The organism is Dysgonomonas sp. GY75 (assembly GCF_015234155.1).
In the GTDB taxonomy this organism is placed as follows: domain Bacteria; phylum Bacteroidota; class Bacteroidia; order Bacteroidales; family Dysgonomonadaceae; genus Dysgonomonas; species Dysgonomonas gadei.
The window spans coordinates 393,047-418,877 of the sequence record NZ_JADCLQ010000003.1 but is presented as its reverse complement, the minus strand read 5'-3'; the positions used below and the strand labels follow the sequence as shown (position 1 = coordinate 418,877).

The window sequence follows — 25,831 nt, the reverse complement described above, 5'->3', positions numbered from 1 at the left end:
CGTCGATAAATCAATCAAATTCCGTCTTTAATTGCTCCACCCACTCTTTAACTCTTTTGTCTGTCTTACTGTGTTGATTTTCGAAATCGATAGCCAGTCCTGTAAACTTTCCATCGCGCACGGCACGTGAATGTTCGAATGTATAGCCCTCTGTGGAAGTAAGTCCTACAAGGGTGGCTCCGATAGCCTCGAATGTTTCAGCAAGGATACCTATTCCGTCCACGAAGTTTTCAGGGTATTTTACCTGATCGCCCAATCCGAAGATAGCGATCTTTTTCCCTTTCATCTTCAATGATTCCAGTTCGGGTTTCACTTCGTCCCAGTAAGTAGGCAGTTCTCCATCGAACCATGTGGAAACACCGATGATAATATTGTTATAGCTTTCAAAATCTTTTGTCCATGCATCTTCTACGGGAATAATATCAATTTTGTCCTCACCGAATGCAGCTTTTACTTTTTTAGCTATTGCTGCGGTTTTGGTTGTGCTTGTTCCGTAAAACAATCCAATCTTTTTCATTGTATGTCGTGTTTTGATTTTAATATTCTAATAACTTCTTAGCAGCCTCATATATACGGTCTTCTCCTGGCAGCACAGCCTTTTCCAGTATAGGGTTGAAACCTACCGGAGTAAAGGTGGAACCTACCCGCTGTACAGGAGCATCCAGATAGCGGAACATTTCAGTTCCTATCATAGCTGCTATTTCTGCCCCAAAACCGGAAAAAACTTTATCTTCATGTACAACTAGTACCTTGCTGGTCTTCTTCACCGATTCGAAAATGGCTTCTTTGTCGAGAGGTATGAGCGAACGGATATCGATTACCTCCACATCCCAGCCGTCTTCTTTGGCAAGGCGTTCTGCAGTGTTCAGGCAGAAGAGCGTTGTATTACCGTAAGTAATAATACTAAGATCCTTACCCGGACGGCGGATACGAGCCTTACCGAAAGGTACTTCAAAGTCGTCAGGGATGACTGTCGAGGCTTCTACTGAATTGTATAATGCTTTCGGTTCAAGGAACACTGTAAATCCTTCGGAACGCATACTGGTACGCAATAGTCCTGCCGCATCATCGGCAAACGACGGATATACGATACGTGCACCCGGGAGTGTTGTTAATGTTCCTTCCAGATTCTGCGAGTGGTACATACCTCCACCGATAAATCCACCTGAGGCCAGCCTCAAAGTGATATTCGGCGAAAATTTACCATTGCTTCGCCAGTAGTCGTGCGTACATTCCACATACTGTTCCATTGCCGGCCAAAAGTAGTCTGCAAATTCGGCACCTTCTATTACTACTCTTATTTTTTTGTCGAAACGGCTCATACCGTTTGCTGTAGCCACAATGTAGTCCTCGGCAATCGGAGCATTAAATACACGTTCTTCGCCAAATTCCTGTTGCATACCTTTCGATACGTTAAACACACCTCCTTTATCTTTATTGGCAACATCCTGTCCCCATAGGAAAGTATCCGGGTTGTGGCGGAATTCGGCTTTTAATGTTTCGTTCAATGCGGTAACTAGGTTTTTCTTTTCTCCTTCTTCATTGTGTGTACCGTCAATATATTTCTGTGGCTGATATGGTTCGGGCGTTACAAAATCGAATATAGATGCGGGATCAGGGTCCGGTGCTGCCAGAGCCTTTTTATTAGCGGCGCTCAATTCTTTCTTCGCATTTGCTTCTATTTCTTTCAGTTCCTCTTCAGTGAGGCGTTTGTAGCGCAACAGCATGCGGCGAAACTTCATCAGAGGGTCGGCTTCTTTTACATATTTCAACTCGTTTTCGTCACGGTAAAGTGTATGTTTATCCGAGTTGGAGTGCGAGCCGATACGTACGCAATTGGCATGTACTATTACCGGAGTGCGGTTTGCAATAGCAAATTCGCGGGCTTCGATCATAGCATTCATCGAATCAAAAACATCCTTACCGTTACAATATATGATTCGCAGGTTTTTGATTCCTTTAAAGTTTTCAGAAGCCTTACGATTGGCGGTCTGGTCTTTTTTAGGAACAGATATACCGTAACCATTATCCTGTACAACAAGGATAAAAGGCAGCCGTTCTTTCGATGCCCCGTTAATTGCTTCGTATACATAACCTTCGGATGTGGATGAATCTCCATGCGAAGCTATCGCCACTCCTTTATGATTATAGTAAACCATGGCACGGGCAGTACCTACAGCCTGGGAATCATGGTTGGCAGTCGCTGAGGAGACATTCTGTATCCCCCATTCAGGTTTAGCGAAGTGGTTCGACATATGGCGCCCGCCACTGGCAGGGTCTGTCGCTTTCGATATACCGTTCAGTATCAGCTCTTCGGCAGTCAGACCTGCTGACAATACGGTGAGCATATCCCTGTAATAAGGAAACATAAAATCTTCGCCTCTCTTGAAAACTTGTCCCATTGCAAGCTGTATGCCGTCATGTCCCGCATAAGGCGCATGATACGACCATCCCAGTGATTGCAAGAGATAAGCCGGAGCTTTCTCGTCGATAGCGCGCCCTAATGTCATCAGGTGATACCATTTTTTGAGCGTTTCTTTGTCTGTGGTTTTTATATCGTATTTTTTCATTCTTTTTTAGTTTAAAAGTTTCTAGTTTACTAGTCTACTAGGTTTAGAATTTATGTACTAGTATGCTACTAACTAGTAAACTAGTACACTTCTTCCTAGTACACTCACTACCCCCAATTTTCCAGATACTCTGCTATACGGTAGAGGAAGTTACCTCCCAGCATGCCGTCTATCACACGGTGATCGTACGACAATGACAGATACATCTTGTGTCGGATAGCGATCACATCTCCCTCAGGAGTTTCTACTATAGATGGTTTCTTTTCTATAATGCCTACACCCAGAATTGCAACTTCCGGTTGATTGATGATCGGAGTACCGAACAAGCTCTTGAAAGAACCGAAATTGGTTATTGTAAATGTACCGCCTTGTATTTCGTCCGGCATCAGTTTATTTGCACGGGCTTTGTTTGCCAATGAGTTTACCGATGCGGCAATTCCACTGATGCTTAGTTTGTCGGCATCTTTTACTACAGGTACAATCAGGTTACCATTGTTCAGCGATACCGCAACACCTACATTGATACGTTTTTTCTCAATAATATTATATCCGTCTACCGATGAATTTACACGAGGAAAATCTTTCAAAGCCTTAGCCGTTGCCTCTACGATTGGAGACATATAAGTAAGGCTGATACCTTCGCGTTTTTTGAATGCGTCTTTGTTTTCTTCGCGCCATTTCACCAATTTGGTAACATCTACTTCGATTACGTTGGTTACGTGCGGAGAAATCTTCTTGGATGAAGTCATCCGGTCGGCAATGATCTTGCGTATAGGATCCATTGCAATTACTGTATCGCCATCGGCTACAGCCACAGGAACGGCAGACTTCGGTGCATCATTGGTTTGTGAATGTGAAGCCGTTGCAGCTGCAGGTTTTTCTGCTGCTGCGGATTTTGGTTTTGCATCCGAAGCTGAGATTCCTTTTTTCTTGTTGTCTATATATTTTTCTATATCGCGTTTACTTAAACGGCCTTCGTATCCGGAGCCCGGAATAGCGTCGAGTTCGTCTTTGTCAATCTTGGCATCGCGGGCTTTTCCGAGAACAACAGGCGAATACCATCTGTCACCACTGTTTTTTGTAGCGGGTGCGCTTACTGTCGGTTCGGCGGGTGCAGCGGCCGGAGCGGCTTTTTCTTCTGCTTTTGCCGGAGTTGCAGGTTCTTCTTTCTTTTCAGCAGCCGGAGCAGCATCTTTACTCTCGCCGTCTTCATCTTCGAGTTGTACGACCGCAACCACTGTACCTACGGCAACAGTATCGCCTTCCTGAAACAATATTTCAAGTATCTTACCTGCAACAGGCGACGGTATTTCGGCACTTACCTTTGCTGTATTCACTTCGAACAATACATCATCTTCGTTGATAGTGTCGCCTACTTTTACCGACCACGAGATGATTGTCCCTTCTGTAATACTTTCGCCCAGTTTGGGCATTTTTATTTCAAATTTTGACATGGTTAATTATATATTTTGGTTTATTCTTATACATGTAAATAATTATTGCTGACAGGCCTGTTGCCATGAAAGTTCCACTCTTCGGTAGTATATTTCAATGCCGATAGTGTTTCTACAGCAGAAATATCTTCTTTCGAAAATTTATACATTTTGTTTTCCTTGTCCTTATTGAGGAAATAATCGAGAATGTATTTCTTGAAGAACTTTATATCCAAAGGCTTATCCAGGTGTTGCAGAATATTGGTAACAGGGCTTTTTACCGATTTTACATAAATACGGTTGTCTGTCTTGTTTTCCAGTTGCTTGGGGTCGCTCTCCAATGTGGAGACAAGGCTGCTGAGGTCAGACGAAAAAAGCAGGGTAGCATGATACATTACCCTGTCTTTGTGTACACATTGCGCACTTCCCGATATCTTCAGCCCGTCAATATTTATCGCCCTGCGTTCGTCCGATTGGGCATGTATCCCGATTTCGGAGAGTAGGGCGATAATCTGTTTTGTGAACTTGTCGAAGTTTACATTGTTATTTTTCTCAATGAATGTGAGGTTGAGGTTACCGAGGTCGTGAAATACTGTGCCCCCGCCCGAAAAGCGCCTGACGACTTTTATCCGGTTACGTTTGACGAAGTCGACATTTATCTCGGCCAGCACATTCTGATATTTGCCAACAATGACCGACGGTTCGTTTTGCCATAACATGAAAATATCATCACTGAAGTTTTTCAGAAGATATTCTTCGCTTGCCAGGTTGAAATAAGCGTCGGTATGTGTATTGTTGATACAAAGCATAATTATTCGTTTTATTTAAAGATTCGGAATCTATTTTTCTTTTTAATCTTGAAATCTGAGATTTTGAAATCTTGAAATTATAATTCATGAGAATAACGTTTCATGTATAATTTCGCTCACGGTAGGGTGAGGATATACATGTTTGCGGAATTCTTCCACTGTGTCGCCGTTTTCAATTGCTATTCCTGCAATAACAATGAGTTCCGATGCCGGATTACCGAGCATATGACAACCGATGATGCGGTCGTCGTCATCCACTATTATCTTACATAGCCCGTTTCCCACCTCATTTTCGGCTACGAAACGGCCCGAATAGGCCATTGGCAGTTTCAGTACACGGAATGATTCGCCGTTTGCATTCAGTTCTTCTTCTGTTTTACCTACACCCGCTAGTTCAGGGTTGGTATAAACCACTCCGGGGATGGCTTTGTAGCTCATCTTATCATCTTCGCCTACAATATGGCTTATAGCAACCTCGCCTTCACGAATCGCTGTGTGAGCCAGTAATGAGAATCCGGTAACATCACCTGCGGCATATACACGAGGATTGCTGGTCTGCATGTACTCATTCACTTTAATGCCGTTTTTCAGCATTTCAATATTCAGATTCTCGAGTCCGAAGCCTTTTACTATCGGCCTGCGGCCTACGCTTACGAGTATGCGGTCGGCTTCGATGGTTTCTGATTTGCCGTCTTTTTCTACTACAACACCTTTTTTGGTTACTTCCACTACTTTTGTGTTCAGGCGGAAAGTAACCCCTTTCTTTGTGTAGTCGGTACGTAGCATGGCAGAGGTTTCTTTATCCATTGCACCGAGTATTTCGGGCATCATTTCTATTACATTTACTTTCACTCCCATACTGTTAAAGAATGAAGCAAATTCGATACCGATAACACCGCCGCCGATAATGGCCAGGGATTTAGGTAATTCTTTCGATTCCAAAGCCTCTTTTGATGTCCAGTAATCTACTTCCGACAGTCCTTTGATAGGCGGGATAATAGTTTCGGAGCCGGTACACAATAATATATATTTTACGGAGTAAGTACTATCACCGCTTTTAATGTGAAACAACCCGTTATCTTCATTCACAATGTTGGCTGCACTCTGCACGACAGTTACCCCGTTGAAATTCAGTTTGGCACTTACACCGGCAGTCAGTTTTTTTACAACCTTGTCTTTTCGGGATATAATTTTAGACAGGTCGAAGGTCGGTTCGCCTTCTACAGAGATACCATATTTTGACGCACTTTTTATATTATCCAGTGTTTTAGCTGAATAGAGTAATGTCTTGGTCGGGATACACCCTTCGTTCAGACAAACACCCCCGATTGCGTTTTTCTCGAAGAGTATTGTTCTCAAACCGTTCAGGGCAGCCTTTTCAGCAGCATTGTATCCTGCCGGGCCACCTCCGATAATTGCTATATCATGTTCCATAGTTGTTATTATTTAATATCTTATTTAGTGCTTGATTAACAATGCTGTTTAACATTTTGTTTTATAGAAATTGATTATATCTATTAGATAGATTCTATCTATAATGCAAACTCAATGTTACAAATTCATGCATGTGAAACGATTGTAGCTTTGCATGAAAAAAAATATAAGTCTGTAAATGTGTTGTACAACATATTTTGAAGTGAAAAAGTCAACTGAATATAGCTGTATGATGCCCTATTTAGTGTACTTTTGTAAATTAGATTTTAATCAACGTTATGTTTTAAATGGAATTTAATCAAGATTTCGATTATAGTATTTTTGATTCCCTGATTGAAAAAAATGTATCCTTTGCCGTATACAGGCAGGCAAGGCAACAAGATATACATCTGGTATTACAAACATCACAGGCTGCTTTATGTTTAGATTCTTTGTCCGATCTGAATGGAAAGACAGGTTTTGTTATCGCTCCTTTTCGTATCTCGGAAGATACTCCTCTTATTGTCATTCACCCTGATATCTGTCTGAAAGGAGAAGCGGTAGTATTCAGCTATTTATCAGATTATCATTCTGAAGGGATTTTATCGGCGATTAATATTCATAATCAGACCTCCGTTAATTCGTTCACCCAATATAGCTCTGACTATACTACTTTCTATTCAGCGTTGTCTGAAAATAAATTGCAAAAACTGGTGCTTTCCCGCACATTAGATGTGGAACGGAAAAATAGTTTTTCGGCAGGTAGGGCTTTCCATGAGGCATGTGGGAAATATCATTCCAACTTTGTATTTCTCTGTAATACTCCCCAAACCGGGTCCTGGATGGGTATTTCTCCCGAATTACTAGTGTCGGAGCAGGATGGAGTATATAAAACTGTAGCGCTGGCAGGTACAAAAAAAGTATCGTCCGAAGAGTGGGATGATAAAAACCGGAAGGAGCAGCAGATTGTTGTTGATTATATGCAGCAGCAGCTTGATCAACTGTGTGGAAATGTAATCCAAAGCGGCCCATTTACTGCACAGGCAGGAAATATAGAGCATCTGAAAACCAAATTCTCGTTTAAACTGAAAGATGGATACAAGATAGGGGATCTGCTTGCCTTGTTGCATCCTAGTCCTGCGGTATGCGGGTTTCCGAAAGAATCGGCTTTCGATTTTATTCTTAAGAATGAATCGTATGACCGTCGTTATTATTCGGGGTTTGTAGGTCCATTGGATATTGATGGTAGCAGCCGCTTATATGTAAACCTGAGATGTATGCAGATGGGAGATGATTTGCTTCGGCTTTATGCCGGAGGAGGTATGCTTCTTTCTTCCGAACTGAAATCGGAATGGGAAGAAACAGAAAATAAATTGCAAACGATATTGTCGGTAATTTAAAAGTGAAAAATGAAGAACGAAGAATTAAAAGTATTTTTCACTTTTCACTTTTCGTTTTTCACTTACAAATTGTAACTAAAATGTTCTCAGTAAAGAAAAATGTATTACAAACGGTAGCGATACTCAAGGCTTACGGGATACGGCATGTGGTAATGTCTCCCGGTTCACGCAATGCACCATTGATGCAGACATTTTCGCAGGATTCGTCTTTCGATTGTCATGTAATCGTGGACGAGCGCAATGCGGCATTCTATGCATTGGGTATTATCCAGTGTACGCGTAAGCCTGTCGTAATCTGTTGTACATCGGGTACCGCCTTGCTCAATTATGCCCCGGCTGTAGCAGAGGCATACTACCAGCAATTACCACTGATAGTGGTTTCGGCAGACCGTTCGCAGGAGTGGATAGGACAAATGGATGGGCAGACATTGCCGCAGGCGGGAGCTTTCGGTTCATTGGTAAAGAAATCTGTGAATCTGCCGGAAATAGAAACAGAACAGGATACATGGTTTTGCAACCGCCTTATAAATGAGACTTTGATTGCATGTGTGGCTGATGCTCCGGGTCCTGCACATATCAATGTACCTATATCGGAACCGTTATTTGATTATTCGGTGGAGGAACTTCCCGGAGTGAGAAGAATAAATTTTGCCTCTACAGAAAAATCGATTGATATAACACCTTTCTCAGATAAATGGAATCATCTGCCTAAACGTATGATTATAGCTGGGCAATTGCCAAAATCACCCGGATTAATAGAGGTTTTGGAGAAATTAGTAAAACGGAATGACTGCATCGTTTTGGTAGAGCACCTGTCCAATTGTATTTCTCCATCGTTTATATCCAATTTCGATGCTTTATTATATGCTATCCCCGAAGAAAAGAAGACTGATTTTGTTCCCGATTTGGTTATTACCGTCGGCGGGCATATCGTTTCAAAGCGATTGAAGCAGTTTCTAAGAGGAAATAAGCCTGTAAATCACTGGCATATTACACCGTCGGGCGAAGTGGTAGATCTTTTCCAATCCCTCACAGATTTGGTTGAGACTGATAACGAGAAATTTCTCAATGCTTTGTATAATGCCATTTCAGCAGATGAACAAAGGCCATATTCCGGCTTATGGAAAGAGGCTTCGGAGAAGATAACGGAACCGTCTTCTGAAACACCTTTTTCTGATATCCGGGCCACGGGTGATTTTCTGAAATGCTTACCTGAGAATTCTGTTTTGCATTTGGCAAATAGCTCTGCGGTGCGCAATGCACAGCTTTACTCATTGGATAAATCGGTAAATGTATTTTGTAATCGTGGGACTAATGGTATAGAAAGTTCATTGCCTTCGGCTATTGGTTTTGCATCCGTTTACGAGGGCATAACCTATTTGGTTATTGGTGATCTGAGTTTCTTTTACGGACTGAATTCACTGTGGAATATTTCACATATAAAGAATCTCCGGATACTGCTCGTCAATAATGGTGGCGGCGGTATTTTCCACCTGCTACCGGGATTGAATAAGGCTCCATCGCTGAAGCAATATGTTGCTGCAACGCATAATACCGGAGCTGGGGAATGGGTGCGTGCTTCGGGCATGCAATATCTTTCGGCTACCAGCGGGGAAGAACTGAGTAAGGCTTTCGAAACATTTATGAATGAGACGATCCAGGAGTCTATGGTGCTTGAAGTAATTACTGATATGGAAATAAGCAAAGCAGTTTTTAAGGACTATTATCATAAACTAAAATAATGAGCTGATATGCCAATGTGAAAATGTGTCGATGATTAGTTTGGTAATATTGGCAAATTGGCATATTAATTAATTGGCAAATTAATAAACTAAAATATTATGGCAACAAGAGAATGGCAAACCATTAAAGGATATGAAGAAATCCTGTTCGATTATTTCGAAGGGATAGGTCGTATAACAATCAACCGTCCGCGTTACCGCAACGCATTTACTCCTACCACGACTATGGAGATCAGTGATGCGCTTCGTATATGTCACGAAAATCAGGATATCTATGTCGTAGTGCTTACAGGCGCGGGAGATAAAGCCTTCTGTGCTGGAGGAGACCAGAATGTAAAAGGTAAAGGCGGATATATAGGTAAAGATGGTGTCCCACGCTTGCAGGTGCTTGAAGTGCAGAAACAAATACGCTCAATGCCTAAGCCTGTTATTGCTATGGTAAACGGTTATGCTATTGGTGGTGGACATGTACTGCATGTTGTTTGCGACCTGTCTATTGCTTCGGAAAATGCAATATTCGGACAGACTGGTCCTCGTGTGGGCAGTTTTGATGCCGGATTCGGCTCATCATATCTGGCGCGTATAGTAGGACAAAAAAAGGCTCGTGAAATATGGTTTCTTTGTCGTCAGTATTCAGCGCAGGAAGCTTTGGATATGGGCCTGGTAAATACTGTTGTGCCTTTCGATCAGCTGGAAGACGAAACTGTGAAATGGGCACACGAAATGATGCAGCACAGCCCTATGGCGCTGCGTATGATAAAAATGGGACTCAATGCCGAACTTGACGGGCAATCCGGTATTCAGGAACTGGCCGGAAATGCGACTTTACTTTATTATCTGACAGATGAGGCGCAGGAAGGAAAGCATGCATTCCTCGAAAAGCGTAAGCCGGACTTTAAGAAGTTTCCTAAGTTTCCGTAAGGCCCCTTAAATCCCCCGAAGGGGACTTTAGGCAAAGCCTCGAAAAGATAAAAGATGATTACTAATATATACTTTCTTTGAATTACTCCCCTTTGGGGAGGCTAGGAGGGGCCGATATGCTTAAAACCCGGATCATACCCCATACTCTCCATTTCAAGCGTCCTGCAGGAACATCGCGTGGAGTTTATCACGACCATAAGATATGGTATGTGATAGTGACTGATATATCCGATTCCGAACGATGGGGGATGGGCGAGTGTGCCCCGCTTTTTGATCTTAGCTGCGACTATGACGAAAATTATGAGGATAGGCTATCTTACTTTTGTCAAAAACTGGAGCAGGACGGAAAACTGGATATAGAAGCATTGCGTCCGTATCCATCCGTTCTCTTTGGTCTGGAGACGGCAATGAGACAGTTGGAGCAAGGTAGTTTCCGTTTATGGGATACTCCGTTTGCCCGGGGAGAGAAAGGGATTCCTATCAACGGGCTTATCTGGATGGGCGATTATGATTACATGCTCGAACAGATCGAATCTAAGCTGAATCAGGGTTTTCGCTGTGTGAAACTTAAGATAGGAGCCATTAATTTTGAACAGGAATTAGACCTGCTTCGATATATCCGAAAACATTACGGTGCTGATAAAATAACCTTGCGAGTGGATGCAAATGGGGCATTTTCGCCGAACGATGCACTGGAAAAATTGAAGCGACTGGCCGAACTGAATTTGCATTCTATCGAACAACCTATTCGCGCCGGGCAATGGGACGATATGTCCGGACTAACAGAAATAACGCCTTTGCCGATAGCACTCGACGAAGAGCTGATCGGAGTTAATCATCCTGAAGAAAAGAAACGCTTGCTGGAAACTATAAAACCACAATACATTATTCTGAAACCGACCTTACATGGAGGAATCATCGGTGCAACGGAATGGATAGAATTGGCCCGGTCAATGGATATCGGCTGGTGGATAACTTCTGCTTTGGAATCGAATATCGGGCTGAACGCGATAGCTCAATGGTGTTCTACTTACAATAATCCGCTTCCTCAAGGGCTTGGCACGGGAGGCTTATATACGAACAATATAGAGATGCCATTGTTTATACAAGATGATTGTCTTTGGATAGTCAACAGTGAATACTTTCCAGTGAACAGTTCGTTTCTTAATTTGTAACTTAAAAATGTATCAGCTTTATATAAAAAGGCAAATAATAACAATAGACGGCGGGTCTTATACTCCTGATATTTTCCGGAGCAAAGGAATACCGGCCTTTGCCCTCAAGTCGGATTTTCATTACAGTCTTTATTTATTTCTGAAGGAGTGGTTTTCCCGTTCACCGTTGATCAGGGTGCAAACATCAGGTTCAACAGGTGTACCCAAAGAAATGATGGTGGAAAAAGAGCGGATGATGCGCAGTGCGGAACTTACCTGTTCTTTCCTCGGATTAAAAGAAGGGAACAAAGCCCTGCTGTGTATGTCACTGGATTATATTGCAGGTAAAATGATGGTGGTACGTGCGTTGATCGCAGGCATGGATTTGTATCCTGTTACTCCTTCGGGCAATCCGTTGAAAGATACAAAAGTAACATTCGATTTTGCAGCGATGATTCCTATGCAGGTGTATAATAGCTTGCAATCTGAAAAAGAACAGAAGAAACTGGAAAAAATAAAAAATCTTATAATAGGAGGAGGAGCGGTTGACTTCCGTCTGGAAGAAAAACTGAATTTTTTTCCTAATAACATATATTCTACATATGGAATGACCGAGACCCTTTCACACATTGCTTTGCGCAGGCTGAACGGAGAGAGTGTTTCCGGATCATATATCCCGTTTCCATCGGTTGCACTATCATTGTCGGATGATAATACATTGATAATAGATGCGCCGTTGGTAACAAGTGAAAAACTTTATACAAACGATATTGCGGAGATAGATAAAGACGGAAGTTTCCGTATCACAGGACGCAAAGATAATGTAATTAACAGCGGAGGAATAAAGATTCAGATAGAAGAAGTTGAAAAGATATTGAAGCCTCTTATCAATAGTTCTTTTGCCGTTACATCTCTTCCCGATCCTAAATTTGGAGAAGCACTGATTCTTGCTGTGGAAAAAGATGTTGATCCGGAGATATTGAAAGATATCCAGCCTACATATTACATTCCTAAAAAGATTATTAAGGTGGATAAAATTCCTTTAACAGAGACGGGTAAGATAAACCGTATGGAATTGAAGAAGTTGGTAAGTGAACTTTAATGAGATATTTTATCATCTTGTTCAAACTCTTTTCATATAATTAGTAAAATAATATCCTTAAATCATTTAAAATTGCAAATTGTCATTTCGGCTTTTCGCTAAAAATCTTTATCTTCGGTGCATATATCTAATGCACATGAACATTATACTATTACAAACCGACATACAGTGGCAAAAGCCAAATGAAAACAGGACGCACGCAGAGACGATAATGGACACGTTACCACAAGCAGATTTGGTTATCTTACCTGAAATGTTTACCTCCGGTTTTTGTATGGCCCCCGCAGAAGTTGCTGAGAAGGCTGGCTCCCCGACTCTTCATTGGATGCAAACAATCGCTATGAAAAAGAAGGCGGCGATTGCAGGAAGTGTCTCTGTAGAAGAAGACGGCAAATATTACAACCGTTTCTATTTCGTAAAACCCGATGGCAGTTATGCCGCCTATAATAAGAAGCATCTGTTTACATTCTCAGGTGAAGACAAAGAATACGCAGCGGGAAACGAGAGGGTGATAGTGGAATATAAGGGTGTAAGAATATTGCTGCAAATCTGTTATGATCTGCGCTTTCCTGTATTTTCCAGAAACAGGGGAGATTATGATATGATTATCTACGTTGCCAATTGGCCTACTGTCCGTATCGATGCATGGAATACACTGCTCAAAGCACGGGCTATCGAGAATCTTTGCTATGTGGCCGGAGTAAACAGGGTAGGAGATGACCTTGGAAATAGCTATATCGGAGGTACAGTATTGCTCGATTATATGGGCAAATCGATCGTATCGGCAGAAGACGGGCAAGAAGATGCAGTTTGCGGGAAGATAGATATGCAGATGTTAAAAGACTTTCGTGAAAAATTTCCGGCGCTTAACGATGCCGATAAATACAGAATAATCAATTAAATGAGAGAAAAACTATTAATGCTGGGTGACCAGGCTATTGCCCTGGGTGCTATCCATGCAGGCATTACGGGAGTTTATGCTTATCCCGGAACGCCTTCTACAGAAATTACGGAATACATTCAGGATTCACCATTAGCAAAGGAGCGGAATATTCACAGTCAATGGTGTACCAATGAAAAAACTGCTGTGGAAACGGCTCTAGGCGTGTCCTATATTGGAAAGCGGGCATTGGTATGTATGAAGCATGTAGGACTGAATGTTGCAGCCGATGCTTTTATTAATTCGGCAATGACAGGAACGAACGGCGGGCTGGTAGTCTTAGTGGCCGACGACCCCTCGATGCATTCTTCACAGAATGAGCAGGACTCACGTTTCTATGGTAAGTTTGCGTTTACGCCTATATTCGAACCATCGTCGCAACAGGAGGCATATGATATGGTTCGTTATGCTTTCGATATTTCGGAAAAATACGAATTGCCTGTATTGATGAGGCTGACTACCCGTATGGCACATTCGCGTGCTGTGGTTGAAATATCAGAAATCAGAGAGCAGAACGAAATAAATTTTCCCGAAGATAAATCCCGTTGGGTGCTACTTCCTGTAAATGCAAGAAGAAGATATAACGAACTTTTGGCTGCACAACCCGAATTGGAGAAGATTTCGACCGAATCCCCTTATAATCTTTATAAGAAGGGTAGCAGGCAAGGTATCATTGCTTGCGGAATAGGGTATAACTACTTGATGGAGAGTTTTCCGGACGGATGTGACCGCACTGTGTTAAAAATATCACAGTATCCTTTGCCGAAAGAGCTTATACGGGAAGTGCTGAATGAATGCGATGAGGTCTTGATTCTCGAAGACGGACAACCTTTTGTAGAGGAACAGCTTCGCGGATTGCTGGATGAAACAGGAAAGGTTAAAGGACGCCTGACAGGAGAGTTGCCACGGGTAGGAGAACTAACTCCCGATAATGTTCGTTCTGCATTAGGTTTTGCTGCTAAAGTGTATCAGGGGGCAAGTGAAAATGTTGTACCCCGTCCGCCGGCACTTTGTACAGGTTGTGGACATAGGGACGTGTATGACGCATTGAATGAAGTGCTTCGTGAATATGAAAATGCGAAAGTGTTTAGTGATATAGGTTGTTATACGCTTGGAGCATTGCCACCTTTCCGGGCCATAGATACCTGTGTGGATATGGGTGCGTCCATAACGATGGCTAAAGGTGCTGCTGATGGAGGTTTGTTCCCATCGATAGCGGTTATTGGCGATTCCACTTTCACTCATTCAGGAATTACCGGATTGTTAGATGCAGTAAATTCGAATGCCAGTGTGACCATTGTTATTTCAGATAATTTGACTACGGCTATGACCGGAGGGCAGGATTCGGCAGGATACGAAAAATTGGAAGATATATGCTTTGGTGTGGGGGTGGAAAAAGAACACCTGCGCATTGTGATTCCGTTACCGAAGAATATAGAGGAGATAAAGAATATTATTCGTGAAGAAATTGAATATAATGGTGTTTCAGTTATTATTCCCCGCAGAGAATGTATACAGACACTGAAAAAACATACAAAGAAAAAATAATATGAAACTCGATATAATACTTTCAGGTGTAGGCGGGCAAGGGATACTTTCCATTGCTGCCATTATTGGAGAAGCATCGCTTCGCGAGGGATTACATATCAAACAGGCTGAAGTACATGGAATGAGCCAACGGGGAGGGGATGTACAATCTAATCTTCGCATATCGTCAAATCCAATACATTCCGACCTGATTGCAAAAGGAACTGCCGATGCCATTATATCATTGGAACCGATGGAGGCTTTACGTTATATTCCATACTTATCGGAAGAGGGCTGGGTGGTGACAAATATTTCTCCTTATGTCAATATTCCCAATTATCCCGGGTTGGATACGATCCTCAAAGAATTATCATCATTGCCTAATGTCATACTTCTGGATGTGGATGCTATTGCTAAAGATGCTAAAGTGGCCAGGGCTGCCAATATGGTGTTGCTTGGGGCCGCATCCGTAATATTGGGTATAGAAGCGTCAAAACTGGAAGAAGCTATTGCGCAGGTATTCGGTCGCAAAGGCGAGTCTGTAGTGGAGATGAATATAAAAGCTTTCAGAGAAGGACAAAGTGCAGGCAGAAAACAAGTGAAATAATAAGAAGAATGATTCTTGTTTGTCATGCTTGAGGAACGAAATATCCGGGAGTATTGCAGGCTAAATGTATAAAGACTATATTTTTGAGGTAAAAGTTTATCTATGTAGATAGCTGTTAGCCGGTAGTTCTTTGAATAGTTTTAAGTAATAAGTAACACGAATGAAGAAAGCGTAAATAGTGTTACTTCTGTTACCTTTTAACTATGTATAGTTAATAAAAGTGAAATTTTAAGATGAGGATAGTGAAAAAAGTGTCAGATATGTCAGATTTTAACAAGCAGTTTATAATATGCAAAACAGAGTATTTAGTCAGGAACTCATAAATCAGGTTGTCGACGAACTGAAAATAACAAATCTCGAGAAAGCTACCATCGGTGAAGTGTTACTTTTGGCATCGCGACTTGAACAGGTTACAGGCATCCCTTTTATCCGTATGGATCAGGGTGTACCCGGTCTTAAGCCTTGCCAGATAGGTATAGATGCGGAAAAGAAAGCGTTAGATGAGGGTGTGGCTTCGATGTATCCTGCTGCCGCAGGTGTTCCTGTGTTGAAGGAAGAAGCATCCCGTTTTGTTAAAGCGTTTCTCGATGTTGATATATCATCCGGCTCATGCATACCGGTTACAGGTTCTGTTGCAGGCTCTTTCAGCTCATTTATAGTTTGTAATCAACGGGATAAAGAAAAAGATACTGTATTGTTTATCGATCCCGGATTCCCCATACAGAAATCTCAATTGAAGATACTTGATATTCCATATATCGAATTTGATGTTTACAATCACAGAGGTGCAGGATTGAAAGCTAAACTTGAAGGGTTATTGGAAAGAGGAAATATATCATCTGTTGTTTATTCCAACCCCAATAATCCGGCATGGATTTGCCTTACGGGAGATGAATTGCAGATAATAGGAGAATTGGCTACAAAATATGATGCGGTCGTTATTGAAGATTTAGCCTATTTCGCTATGGATTTTCGTACCGATTTCGGTAAGCCTTTCCAACCGCCTTTTGTTCCTACTGTAGCAAGATATACAGACAATTATATTTTGATGCTTTCGTCATCTAAGATATTCAGTTATGCGGGACAACGTGCCGCGGTGCTTTGTATTTCGGACCCATTATTTTTTCGTAAATTTGAATCATTGGCAGAGAAGTATTCCGGCTCAGGTATTTTCGGTTCTACATTTATAGGGGAAATATTGTATATGATTACCTCCGGCATAACCCATTCTACACAGTATGGTTACGCAGCAATGCTAAAGGCTGCATCGGATGGTGAATTAGACTTTGTAAAAGAGACAAGCGAATATGGCAGGCGTGCCTGCCGGATGAAGGAGTTATTCAATAAGTACGGATTTCATGTGGTATATGACAAGGATATAGACAGGGATATTTCCGATGGCTTCTTTTTCACAATCGGTTACAATGATATGTCTTGCGCCGAACTGATGCGGGAGTTGTTATATTATGGAATAAGTTCTATCGCTTTGTCTACTACAGGAAGCGAGCAACAAGGTATCAGAGCATGCTGTTCGCGTATGAGTGAAGATCTATATACTGTATTAGATGAACGATTAAGATTTTTCAAATTAGACCATTGATAACATAAACGACTAAAAAAACTAATATATTATGATTTGGAACGAACCGAAAGAGTGCATGAGCCTCGAGGATAAACGAAACCTGCAAGGTGAGCGTCTGCGTAAGCTGGTGGAGAAGGTATATCACAGTACTCCTTTCTATAGACAGAAAATGCAGGAGATGGATATTACACCCGGCGACATTCGTTCGGTGGAGGATATCGTAAAACTACCTTTTACCACAAAACAGGATTTGCGTGACAATTATCCTTACGGTTTGTTTGCAGTGCCTATGTCACAGATTGTGAGACTGCACGCCTCATCGGGAACAACTGGCACACCCACTGTAGTAGGTTATACCCGTCGCGATTTATCCATATGGTCTGAGATGACCGCCCGCTGTCTGAGTGCTTTCGGTACCGATCAGAACGATATTTTTTCGGTAGGCTATGGTTACGGACTCTTTACCGGAGGACTAGGTTTACACTATGGAGTGGAACACTTGGGGGCAACGGTTATTCCCATGTCTACAGGAAATACAGCTAAACATATTCAGCTTGCACGCGATTTTGGAGCTACGGCTCTTGCCTGTACTCCGTCTTATGCCCTTTATTTGGCAGAGTCGATAGCGAAGACAGGCATTCCCCGTGAGGAATTCAGGTTGCGAACTGCCATTCTGGGTGCGGAACCATGGACAGAGAATATGCGCAAAGAGATAGAAGCAAAGCTGGGCGTAGATGCCTACAACATATATGGGTTGAGTGAGATAATGGGGCCGGGCGTGTCGCACGAGTGTCGGTACAAAGACGGTTCGCATATTATAGATGACCATTTTTTACCGGAAATTGTATCACCTGACACATTAGAGCAATTGCCATATGGAGAACAGGGAGAATTGGTGTTTACCACTCTTACAAAGGAGGGTTTACCTTTATTGCGTTACCGTACCAAAGACCTTTGTTCATTGACGGAAGAACCTTGTAAATGTGGACGTACCAGTGTGCGCATGAGCCGTATAGTAGGGCGTAGCGACGATATGCTGATTATCCGCGGAGTGAATGTGTTTCCATCGCAGATAGAAAGTGTAATACTGGAAATGGAAGAATTTGAACCGCACTATCTGCTGATAGTAGACCGCGTAAACAATCTGGATATACTGGAGGTACAGGTTGAAGTCCGGGACGGATATTTTTCGGATGAAATCTCAAAGATTATGGCATTGAAAAAGAAGATAGCTCATCGCCTGCAAAGCGTACTGGGAATCAGTGCCGATATAAAACTGGTTGAGCCTTACAGTATCAAACGAAGTGAGGGTAAGGCGCAGCGTGTAATTGATAAACGTATCTTTAATTGATTAGCTTATGACAATAAAACAACTATCTATTTTTGTAGAAAATAAGACCGGACGACTAAATGAGGTAGCACATATACTGGGTAGGAATGGAGTGAATATGAAAGCGTTCAGCCTTGCTGAAAGTGCCGACTTCGGGATTTTACGTCTGATAGTATCCGATGTGGATTTGGCTGTAAGAGTACTAAAAGAGGCTCATTTAGGAGTAAGTGTAAATGATGTGCTTTGTCTGTCGTGTCCCAATACACCGGGTTCATTAGCTGCCATATTGGAATATTTGGCTAAGGAAGATGTATTTATTGAATATATGTATGCCTTTTCGAATGGTGAGAGGGCCAATGTGGTTATAAGGCCAACAGATATAAAAAAATGCGTCGAGATATTGACTGTAAATAATTGCGAATTATTAAACCAGGATAGGATAAAAGGATGCTGATATCCTTTCCCTAATAAAGCGACCTTTGGTTCGATTCTGTGCCAAAGGTCGTTTATCATCAAACTAGTATAAGACAGAAGCTCCTAATATGCTGATATCCTCCTTTTTTGATATTCTGATTTCTACCTTTTTTACAGTTTCAGGGTAAGGAAACGTATTTAATGTTTCTATCATTGCAGGGGCAAAGAATTTATAAGCATTGGATATGCTGCCACCCATAATTATAACAGAGGGATCGTATGCAAAAAGGATCACTTTCATCAGGTTACCAATGTGGTGTCCGGCTTCTTTCCATATCATTAAGGCTTCGTCATCTCCTTCAGATGCTTTATCAAAAGCCTCTTTTCCGGTAATTCCGTGCTCCCTCACAAAGTATGAACTGCTGCAATAGGACTCATAATCGTACTCAAGATAAGGCAGGCACCCGATTTCTCCGGCACCGGTATTATCTCCGTTATATAATTTACCATCGATAATTATTCCCGCGCCTACTCCTGTGCCTAAAGCAACCGCGACAAGATTGTTGAATCCGTTACCTTCTCCGAAGTAATATTCACCGAGAGCAAAACAATTGCAATCGTTATTTACAAAAACCGGGATTTTGAATTCTTCTTCCAGGATATCTTTCAGGTGTACTTCTTTCCACGAAGGTATATTCGCCACATTGTAGACGATACCTCTTTCGGCATCGACTACCGATGGAACACCTATACCGATGCTTTCTACATCCTGATTTATTAATTGGTGTATCATTCCTTTTAGTTGACCGATAACAGCCTCTTCCGGTTTGTTAGCCTTGCATGGTTCGGTTACCCTGCTGATTATTTTACCGTTCGATACAATGCCCATCCGGACATTTGTGCCTCCTAAATCTATACCTATTTTCATAGAGTCTGCTTATCTTCTTTTATACTTACTTTCTTACTCTTATCTTTTCCCCAGTATAATGTCAGTTCGAAAGGAACGTTCGTCTCTATTGTTACTGATGGCGTATCTTCCTGCGAATTGCGTTTGTTTACTTTCAGGGTAACAAGCCCGTCGGGGCCGAAAGGATAACGTTCTATTCCGTGTGCTTCTGTCTGGGTGATATCCCATATAAGCGAACGATTGGCATAGTCGGAACGTATGCCCAGAATATATTCGATAAATATGGCAATAGGGGGCAAACCCGCCCAGCCCACAAAATCTTTACGGGCCATAAATCCGGGCTCGGCAGCCTCCGGAGCATAATATTCCCAGAATGTGCCGGTGTTTTTATATACTTCGAATACATTATTATAATGGTTTTTCGCTATTTCTTTAGCCTGTCCGGTATATCCTTTTTTATCAAGTCCGGTAATAACCATATAATTTGTTCCCGGCCATACGCCTCCTTGCCAGTAGCGTCCTTTAGGATTGTATTTCGGGTTGTCAGCCGAAAGGGACGGTACTCTGTGCGGGCGGTTGAATGTTTTAGTATTTTCCAGTTCAGTAACCATTCTATCCAGTTGTGTTTTATCCAGAACATCGGTATGTAAAGCCCAGAATGCACCGATTCCCTTAGTCGTATTCAAACTGCCGTCTGCGTACTGGTCATATAAATAGCCGGTTTTTTCGTCCCACAGATTGTCGTGAACGTACTTTGTGAGTACTTTTATCTCATCTTCAAATTCTTCAATCTCTTGCCAGCGTTCGAGATAGAATCCTATTTCGAGCAGGATATTTGCCATCAGTATTTGTTGCAGGCATGCATCCAGCCATACCATATGTCCGTGACTGTATATCATACTGTATTGTGGCTGTACACGTGGCATATTGTCCATGCCGGTACCCCAGCCGCTCGACCAATATGTACCGTTAGGCCATGTGCGGTTTAGTTTCAGCCATTTATAGTAGGCGCAAAGAGCCGGGAAAATTTTGTTGAGGCGTTCATTATCCCCGTATTGCTTGTAATACAAAATCTCGCTCCACGGAAGCAGGTTCGGACCTGTACTTACTGGATCGTATCGTTCGAAGCAGTCGGCTCCATCTGCTTTTATTTCACGGCAGATAAATCCGTCGGGGTGCTGTTTGGCGTAAAAATTATCCAATGTGTGTTGGAACGGGAAGAAGCGGTATCCATAGCGGGCAAACATCATCATAAAGGATGAATCCCACATGAAAATATTTCCGTTATACGCGGTATCCAGATAACTGGATACAAAACCGGAACCTTTCTGTGGCTGACGGATATTACTGATAGCTATCTGCCAGGCTTTCCAATACATCTCCAATTCTTTTTCATGGCCTGTCCAGATAGGGTTGGGTAATATGTTCTTAGCCTCTTCAAAACTTTTAGGGGCAATTTCCTCCGGCTTGGCTATGCGGTACTCATTTTCTGTGACCAAGGCCTCTTTCACATAAGTATTCTTATATGGCAGGTTATACTTCTGCGGGGTTTCGCCTGTTTCCTGTGAATAGATGTGAAAAGTCCCGAATAACAGGCTTGAAGCAATAATTGAAATACTTAATATCTTTTTTCTCATATTCTAATTTATTCAGCAATAAATAATATATTATCGGGGAGTATGTCTTCTCTGATATTGCGGCTCGAATACCCGACCTCAAGCATCTCACCCATATAATCTTCGAAATAAAGTACAGTCAGTTCATGGAATCCTTTATCAAGAGCGACTTTCCCATCTGCCCGCCTCATGCTGTGGGAACCGTCATTGTCAACGACCAATTGCCCATCTATAAGCAGCTTTGATCCGTCATCGGAATAGGTATAGAAACGGTAGACACTTTTTTCCGATATTTTGATCCATGTTTTGAAAACAAATGCCATAGAATCCTGTGCAGTTGCCGGATCAATAGATATGTTTTTCAATATTCCATTCCTAACGGGCTTTGCCTGTGCTATCTCGCCCGTATTTTTGAATCGTTTTCCTTCATAATAAGAGTACGATACTCCCTGTTGTTTTACTTTAATGCTCTTAGCGGTGAGGTAAACCATAGATTCTTCATCAACAGAAGATAAACCCGACGGGTAATAATATTTAAATTCTGTCCCCTTTCTGGTTCTTATCCATGTATCGAACTGGGACTTTCCTTCATACATGAGTATAATACGTGAGCCCCGTTCTAATTTTCCGTATGCGTCTACTCCCGAAGTACGGCCGAATGCCAGGGCAATTCCCTGATCAATGCCTATATAATCATTATCATGGTCATGCCCCACAAATACTCCCATCACATCTTTTTTCTCTATCATGGAGCACAACATACCGGAATTGATTTCGGGTGATGCTATCCCTTCCTCTTTGTTTCCGATTGTATTTTCGTTGCCGACAATATTGTTGAATTCAAGAATGGGAATATGGAAGAAGGCTAATGCAGGTAGCGGAGTATTATTATTGCGGACGGTAAATTTATCACTGGTATTACGGTACCACTCTATCTGATCGAAATGTATCCAGTCATAATGCCCGTATTTATGTGCCGATGGTTTATTATTTGTATCGATACAATATAGTAGAGCTGCCGTTCTTGCTTCTTTAGAGCTGTTTACTGATAATGCATAATTTCCGCAGCCTGTTATTTGAGGCCCTTTTTCTCCTACAAAATAAGGCAGATTTTCTATAATATCGAAGATTTCATTACGGGAGACACCGGTTTCGGCATCATGATTTCCCAGGGTTACAGCCCACGGAATCTGTGCTTCTTCGAATATTTTGGCTATTGCCAGCCATCCTTCCCGAGCCGGTGCATCGGTAACGACATCACCCGTAAGCATGACTAAATCCGGCTTTTCTGTAGCTAATACATGTTTGATTACATCAATAGTTTTAACGCAATTAGGTGATTTATTACTCCAATGAATATCTGTGAATTGGGCAATTTTAAATTGTCCATTATCCCTGAATTGTAGCTGTATATTTTTTTGGGGTACGGCTTTAAGTGTGCCAAAACAGGATAAAGCAGCTATTATAAAGAATAGGTATTTCTTCATAGAAAGTATTTTTTAGAATTTATAATAGCTTTTTTACAAGCCTAATAAGGTTTTTATCTTATGGAATATCTGTGTGTTTTTATATACACCTCCGAATTTATCAGCACCCGGACCGTATGCATATACCGGCAGCATGATAGGAGTGTGGTCGTCTGTCATATACCGGGCGGTTATATGCCCTTTATCGAGTTCTCCGTCTACGAGGGTCAATCCTCCGGTTTCGTGGTCGCCAGTTATAATAATAAGAGTTTGCCCGTTACTGTCCGCAAATTTCAGGGCTTCGGCGACAGCCATATCAAAACTAAGTGTTTCCAATATCGAACCCGGCAGAGAATTTGCGTGACCTGCATAATCAATCTTTGCTCCTTCCACCATAAGAAAAAATCCTTTATCACTAGCTCCTGATAATTTCTTTATAGCTTCTTTTGTAGCATGAGCAAGCAGAGTAAGAGTTTCTTCTGTCGCGGCTTTTTCCATCCGTTCGTCTATGCATACGACTTTATCATTGGCTGTATTTATTTCATCAATGGATGTTGTCACCCGATATTTACCTTTTAGTTCTTCAGCCAGATTCCGTCCGTCTTTTCTTTTTGTAAATACCTCCATTCCACTACCATTCAGTAAAGTGAGTTTTCCATCCAGTAGCCAGTTTGTAATTTCGTCAGAATTATCACGTTCTACAGAATGCCCGTAGAAGGCCGCAGGAGTGGCATCGGCAACATTGCCGAGTGTAACCACACCACATGCATATCCTTCGGGGAAAAGAACATCAGTCATGGATGGATAAGGGGTACCGTCGTCTGCTGTACTGATGTGCCGGTTGCTATTTGACTGGCCTGTGGCAAGTGCACTGCCTGCCGCAGCGGAGTCTGTTGTATATGCATCTTTCGAACTGGTTTTCTGAAGACCTATATGTTTAAGCAAAAGCATGGAAAGTCCACGGTTTACCGTTTCGGCAGCACATACCTGTGACAGCCCCATGCCATCGCCAATAAGCATGATTACATTCTTGATCGGTTTATCAGCCCCGTCGTTCAGATAAGAAGGCTGATAAATATCGACGCCTTTGGTCAATTGCAGCCTTTTATTATTGAAACCCTGAAATCCAACAGTTGTTTTATCCAATCTTTTGGCACGGGCTACATCATCGGATACTTCCGCACTATTTCCCGCGATGTGATAATTCTTGTTGTCGAAGTGATAAAAGTAATCGGTACATGCTTCTACCCGGTCGGTATTAATATAGTCTACACCTATATTGTGAAATGTATTCCAAGCTGTAACTCCGTCCGGTGTTCCCCAAAAACGAATAGGTTTATCCAGTGCATGAACAGCTTCTATCGCCTTTGTCACCTTGTTATATTCATCTCTGATCATAGTTCCCTTTCCATTCCACTGCGAATAATCTTTGAATGGAAGGCTTATCATGGCTATGCGTTTCAGTTGCCCGGAAGTATAGTCAAGTCCATTTCCGTCGAAAGATATAAAAGAAGGATATTTGGTAAAATCAGCCGGGGCTGGTCGGTCGCCCGATATGACTACACGTACGGCATAAGGATTTGCAGCCGGATCAAATACTTCAGGGTAGGCCTTCAATTTTTTTACGAGTATATCCAAAGTCGGATTTGCTGGTGTTTTCAGATCGATAAGTAATATGAAAGTCTTATCCGAATTTTTCCATGCCTTCCCGTTATTTTTCTTATACAGGGCTACGATCGGCTTAATATACGATTCGTCCAGGGTAGGAGCTATGGCCAGATCCTCTTTATTGTGGGCTACCAGCAACTCATCCTTTCTGTTCGTAGCATATATATCTGCCTCTATAGATGCTACTTGCTGGGCATAAGCCTGATAAAAAGGCACTCGTTGTTCATAATCGTTATGTGAGTGAATCAGTATTTGTTGTTGAGCAAATGTAATAGACGGACATACGATTAGCAATCCTGCAATTAAAAATAGTCGTAATGCAGAAAAACTTCTGTTCAAAATGTAAGTCATAAAATTTTGATTATAACAAGTTTATTCAATTTCTATCTGTGCTGTTATGGCAGAATGGTCGGAAATGAATTTACTATCCAACTCTTCGGGTATAACAGTGTGTTTTAATACTTTGGTATCTGGTTTTACGAAAATATAATCTATAAACTCGCGTTTTTCGAGAGGTACTTGTCCGAAACCGTGAAATGTCCAGTTCGTTCCACTTTTTACAACGGCTATATCTTTGGTATGCATCAGATAGTTCGGATTTGCCGGATCTGTAACATGCTTGATAACATCTGAATCAGGGGTTGCATTAAAATCTCCCGTCAATATTACAGGCAGACCTTTACTTAACTCTCCTATACGTTGAAGGAGTAAAGTCACACCTTCCTGCCGGGCCATTTTTCCTACATGGTCAAGGTGAGTGTTAATAAAGAATATTTGTTTTTTACTGCTGATTTCTTCCAATACAATCCATGTGGCAACGCGTTCACATGCCCCATCCCATCCTTTAGAACCGATAACTTCAGGTGTTTCACTTAGCCAGAAATGTCCGGATTTAATTTCTTTAAATCTATCTTTTTTGTACAGTATGGCACAATATTCACCTTTTTCTATCCCATCTATACGGCCAATCCCGATAGCATTGTATTCAGGCAGAGAGGCTTTCAGATCGTTCAATTGATTGACCAATACTTCCTGTGCACCAACGATATCTGCATTCTGGGCTTTGATGGTTTGTGCTGCAATATCTTTTCTGTATTGCCAACTGTTGAGGCTATCGCCCGGATTATCGTAACGAATATTGAAGCTCATTACATTCAAATCAAGCGGTTTACTTCTTGTACAGGATACTAATAATGATACTACAGCAAATAAATAGAATAATCTTTTCAT

Annotated in this window: 21 protein-coding genes; 11 read left to right on the top strand and 10 right to left on the bottom strand. The window is 41.9% G+C overall.

Annotation, left to right across the window (positions count from 1 at the left end; translation table 11 throughout):
* Positions 1 to 10: 10 nt before the first annotated feature.
* The 5 genes from IR083_RS02705 to lpdA all read right to left on the bottom strand — a co-directional run bounded on the left by IR083_RS02705 (position 11) and on the right by lpdA (position 6,246).
* Positions 11 to 517 (bottom strand): flavodoxin, encoded by a 507-nt coding sequence (locus IR083_RS02705; RefSeq protein WP_006797748.1) that lies wholly within the window; start codon positions 515 to 517, stop codon positions 11 to 13.
* A 19-nt stretch (positions 518 to 536) separates the two neighbouring features.
* Entirely contained in the window at positions 537 to 2,570 is a 2,034-nt protein-coding gene (locus IR083_RS02700; protein ID WP_194223144.1) for a thiamine pyrophosphate-dependent enzyme, read from the bottom strand.
* Between the two features lie 107 nt (positions 2,571 to 2,677).
* Complete coding sequence (locus IR083_RS02695; RefSeq protein WP_194223143.1) at positions 2,678 to 4,024, bottom strand: dihydrolipoamide acetyltransferase family protein; 1,347 nt, start codon at positions 4,022 to 4,024, stop codon at positions 2,678 to 2,680.
* A gap of 26 nt (positions 4,025 to 4,050) precedes the next feature.
* A complete protein-coding gene (locus IR083_RS02690) occupies positions 4,051 to 4,812 on the bottom strand; it encodes a biotin/lipoate A/B protein ligase family protein (RefSeq protein ID WP_194223142.1) in 762 nt (253 codons plus the stop codon).
* Positions 4,813 to 4,896: 84 nt separating this feature from the next.
* On the bottom strand, positions 4,897 to 6,246 hold the full coding sequence (lpdA, locus tag IR083_RS02685; RefSeq protein ID WP_194223141.1) for a dihydrolipoyl dehydrogenase: 1,350 nt from the start codon (positions 6,244 to 6,246) through the stop codon (positions 4,897 to 4,899).
* A gap of 287 nt (positions 6,247 to 6,533) precedes the next feature.
* Between lpdA and IR083_RS02680 the strand changes: the two genes are divergently transcribed.
* From IR083_RS02680 to IR083_RS02630, 11 genes are all read left to right on the top strand, one after another.
* Entirely contained in the window at positions 6,534 to 7,625 is a 1,092-nt protein-coding gene (locus tag IR083_RS02680) for an isochorismate synthase (RefSeq protein WP_194223140.1), read from the top strand.
* Positions 7,626 to 7,705: 80 nt separating this feature from the next.
* Entirely contained in the window at positions 7,706 to 9,367 is a 1,662-nt protein-coding gene (gene menD / locus IR083_RS02675; RefSeq protein ID WP_194223139.1) for a 2-succinyl-5-enolpyruvyl-6-hydroxy-3-cyclohexene-1-carboxylic-acid synthase, read from the top strand.
* 99 nt (positions 9,368 to 9,466) lie between these two features.
* Positions 9,467 to 10,288, top strand: coding sequence for a 1,4-dihydroxy-2-naphthoyl-CoA synthase (gene menB, locus IR083_RS02670; protein ID WP_194223138.1), 822 nt, complete (start codon positions 9,467 to 9,469; stop codon positions 10,286 to 10,288).
* A 116-nt stretch (positions 10,289 to 10,404) separates the two neighbouring features.
* Positions 10,405 to 11,463 carry an o-succinylbenzoate synthase gene (locus tag IR083_RS02665; RefSeq protein WP_194223137.1) on the top strand — a complete coding sequence of 353 codons (1,059 nt, stop codon included), beginning with the start codon at positions 10,405 to 10,407 and terminating at the stop codon, positions 11,461 to 11,463.
* 7 nt (positions 11,464 to 11,470) lie between these two features.
* A complete protein-coding gene (locus IR083_RS02660; RefSeq protein WP_194223136.1) occupies positions 11,471 to 12,544 on the top strand; it encodes an AMP-binding protein in 1,074 nt (357 codons plus the stop codon).
* Positions 12,545 to 12,680: 136 nt separating this feature from the next.
* Complete coding sequence (locus tag IR083_RS02655) at positions 12,681 to 13,445, top strand: amidohydrolase (RefSeq protein WP_194223135.1); 765 nt, start codon at positions 12,681 to 12,683, stop codon at positions 13,443 to 13,445.
* The gene (locus IR083_RS02650) at positions 13,446 to 15,032 is read left to right on the top strand and encodes a thiamine pyrophosphate-dependent enzyme (RefSeq protein WP_194223134.1); all 1,587 of its coding nucleotides are present in this window, start codon (positions 13,446 to 13,448) and stop codon (positions 15,030 to 15,032) included.
* 1 nt (position 15,033) lies between these two features.
* Positions 15,034 to 15,618, top strand: coding sequence for an indolepyruvate oxidoreductase subunit beta (locus IR083_RS02645; RefSeq protein ID WP_194223133.1), 585 nt, complete (start codon positions 15,034 to 15,036; stop codon positions 15,616 to 15,618).
* Between the two features lie 289 nt (positions 15,619 to 15,907).
* On the top strand, positions 15,908 to 17,218 hold the full coding sequence (locus tag IR083_RS02640) for an aminotransferase class I/II-fold pyridoxal phosphate-dependent enzyme (protein WP_194223132.1): 1,311 nt from the start codon (positions 15,908 to 15,910) through the stop codon (positions 17,216 to 17,218).
* A 31-nt stretch (positions 17,219 to 17,249) separates the two neighbouring features.
* Positions 17,250 to 18,551 (top strand): phenylacetate--CoA ligase family protein, encoded by a 1,302-nt coding sequence (locus IR083_RS02635; RefSeq protein WP_194223131.1) that lies wholly within the window; start codon positions 17,250 to 17,252, stop codon positions 18,549 to 18,551.
* A gap of 7 nt (positions 18,552 to 18,558) precedes the next feature.
* A complete protein-coding gene (locus IR083_RS02630) occupies positions 18,559 to 18,984 on the top strand; it encodes a hypothetical protein (protein WP_006797764.1) in 426 nt (141 codons plus the stop codon).
* 63 nt (positions 18,985 to 19,047) lie between these two features.
* On the opposite strand, the gene IR083_RS02625 is transcribed toward IR083_RS02630, so the two are convergent.
* The 5 genes from IR083_RS02625 to IR083_RS02605 are packed head-to-tail and all read right to left on the bottom strand — an operon-like array spanning position 19,048 to position 25,831.
* The gene (locus tag IR083_RS02625) at positions 19,048 to 19,872 is read right to left on the bottom strand and encodes an ROK family protein (RefSeq protein WP_194223130.1); all 825 of its coding nucleotides are present in this window, start codon (positions 19,870 to 19,872) and stop codon (positions 19,048 to 19,050) included.
* Positions 19,869 to 21,488, bottom strand: a complete 1,620-nt coding sequence (locus IR083_RS02620) for an MGH1-like glycoside hydrolase domain-containing protein (RefSeq protein WP_194223129.1) — start codon at positions 21,486 to 21,488, stop codon at positions 19,869 to 19,871. Before IR083_RS02620 ends, IR083_RS02625 begins: the two co-directional genes overlap by 4 nt.
* Before the next feature lie 8 nt (positions 21,489 to 21,496).
* Positions 21,497 to 22,954: a metallophosphoesterase gene (locus IR083_RS02615; RefSeq protein WP_194223128.1), complete on the bottom strand. Its 1,458-nt coding sequence runs from the start codon at positions 22,952 to 22,954 to the stop codon at positions 21,497 to 21,499.
* A 33-nt stretch (positions 22,955 to 22,987) separates the two neighbouring features.
* Positions 22,988 to 24,952: an alkaline phosphatase gene (locus IR083_RS02610; protein WP_194223127.1), complete on the bottom strand. Its 1,965-nt coding sequence runs from the start codon at positions 24,950 to 24,952 to the stop codon at positions 22,988 to 22,990.
* A 21-nt stretch (positions 24,953 to 24,973) separates the two neighbouring features.
* The gene (locus tag IR083_RS02605) at positions 24,974 to 25,831 is read right to left on the bottom strand and encodes an endonuclease/exonuclease/phosphatase family protein (RefSeq protein ID WP_006797769.1); all 858 of its coding nucleotides are present in this window, start codon (positions 25,829 to 25,831) and stop codon (positions 24,974 to 24,976) included.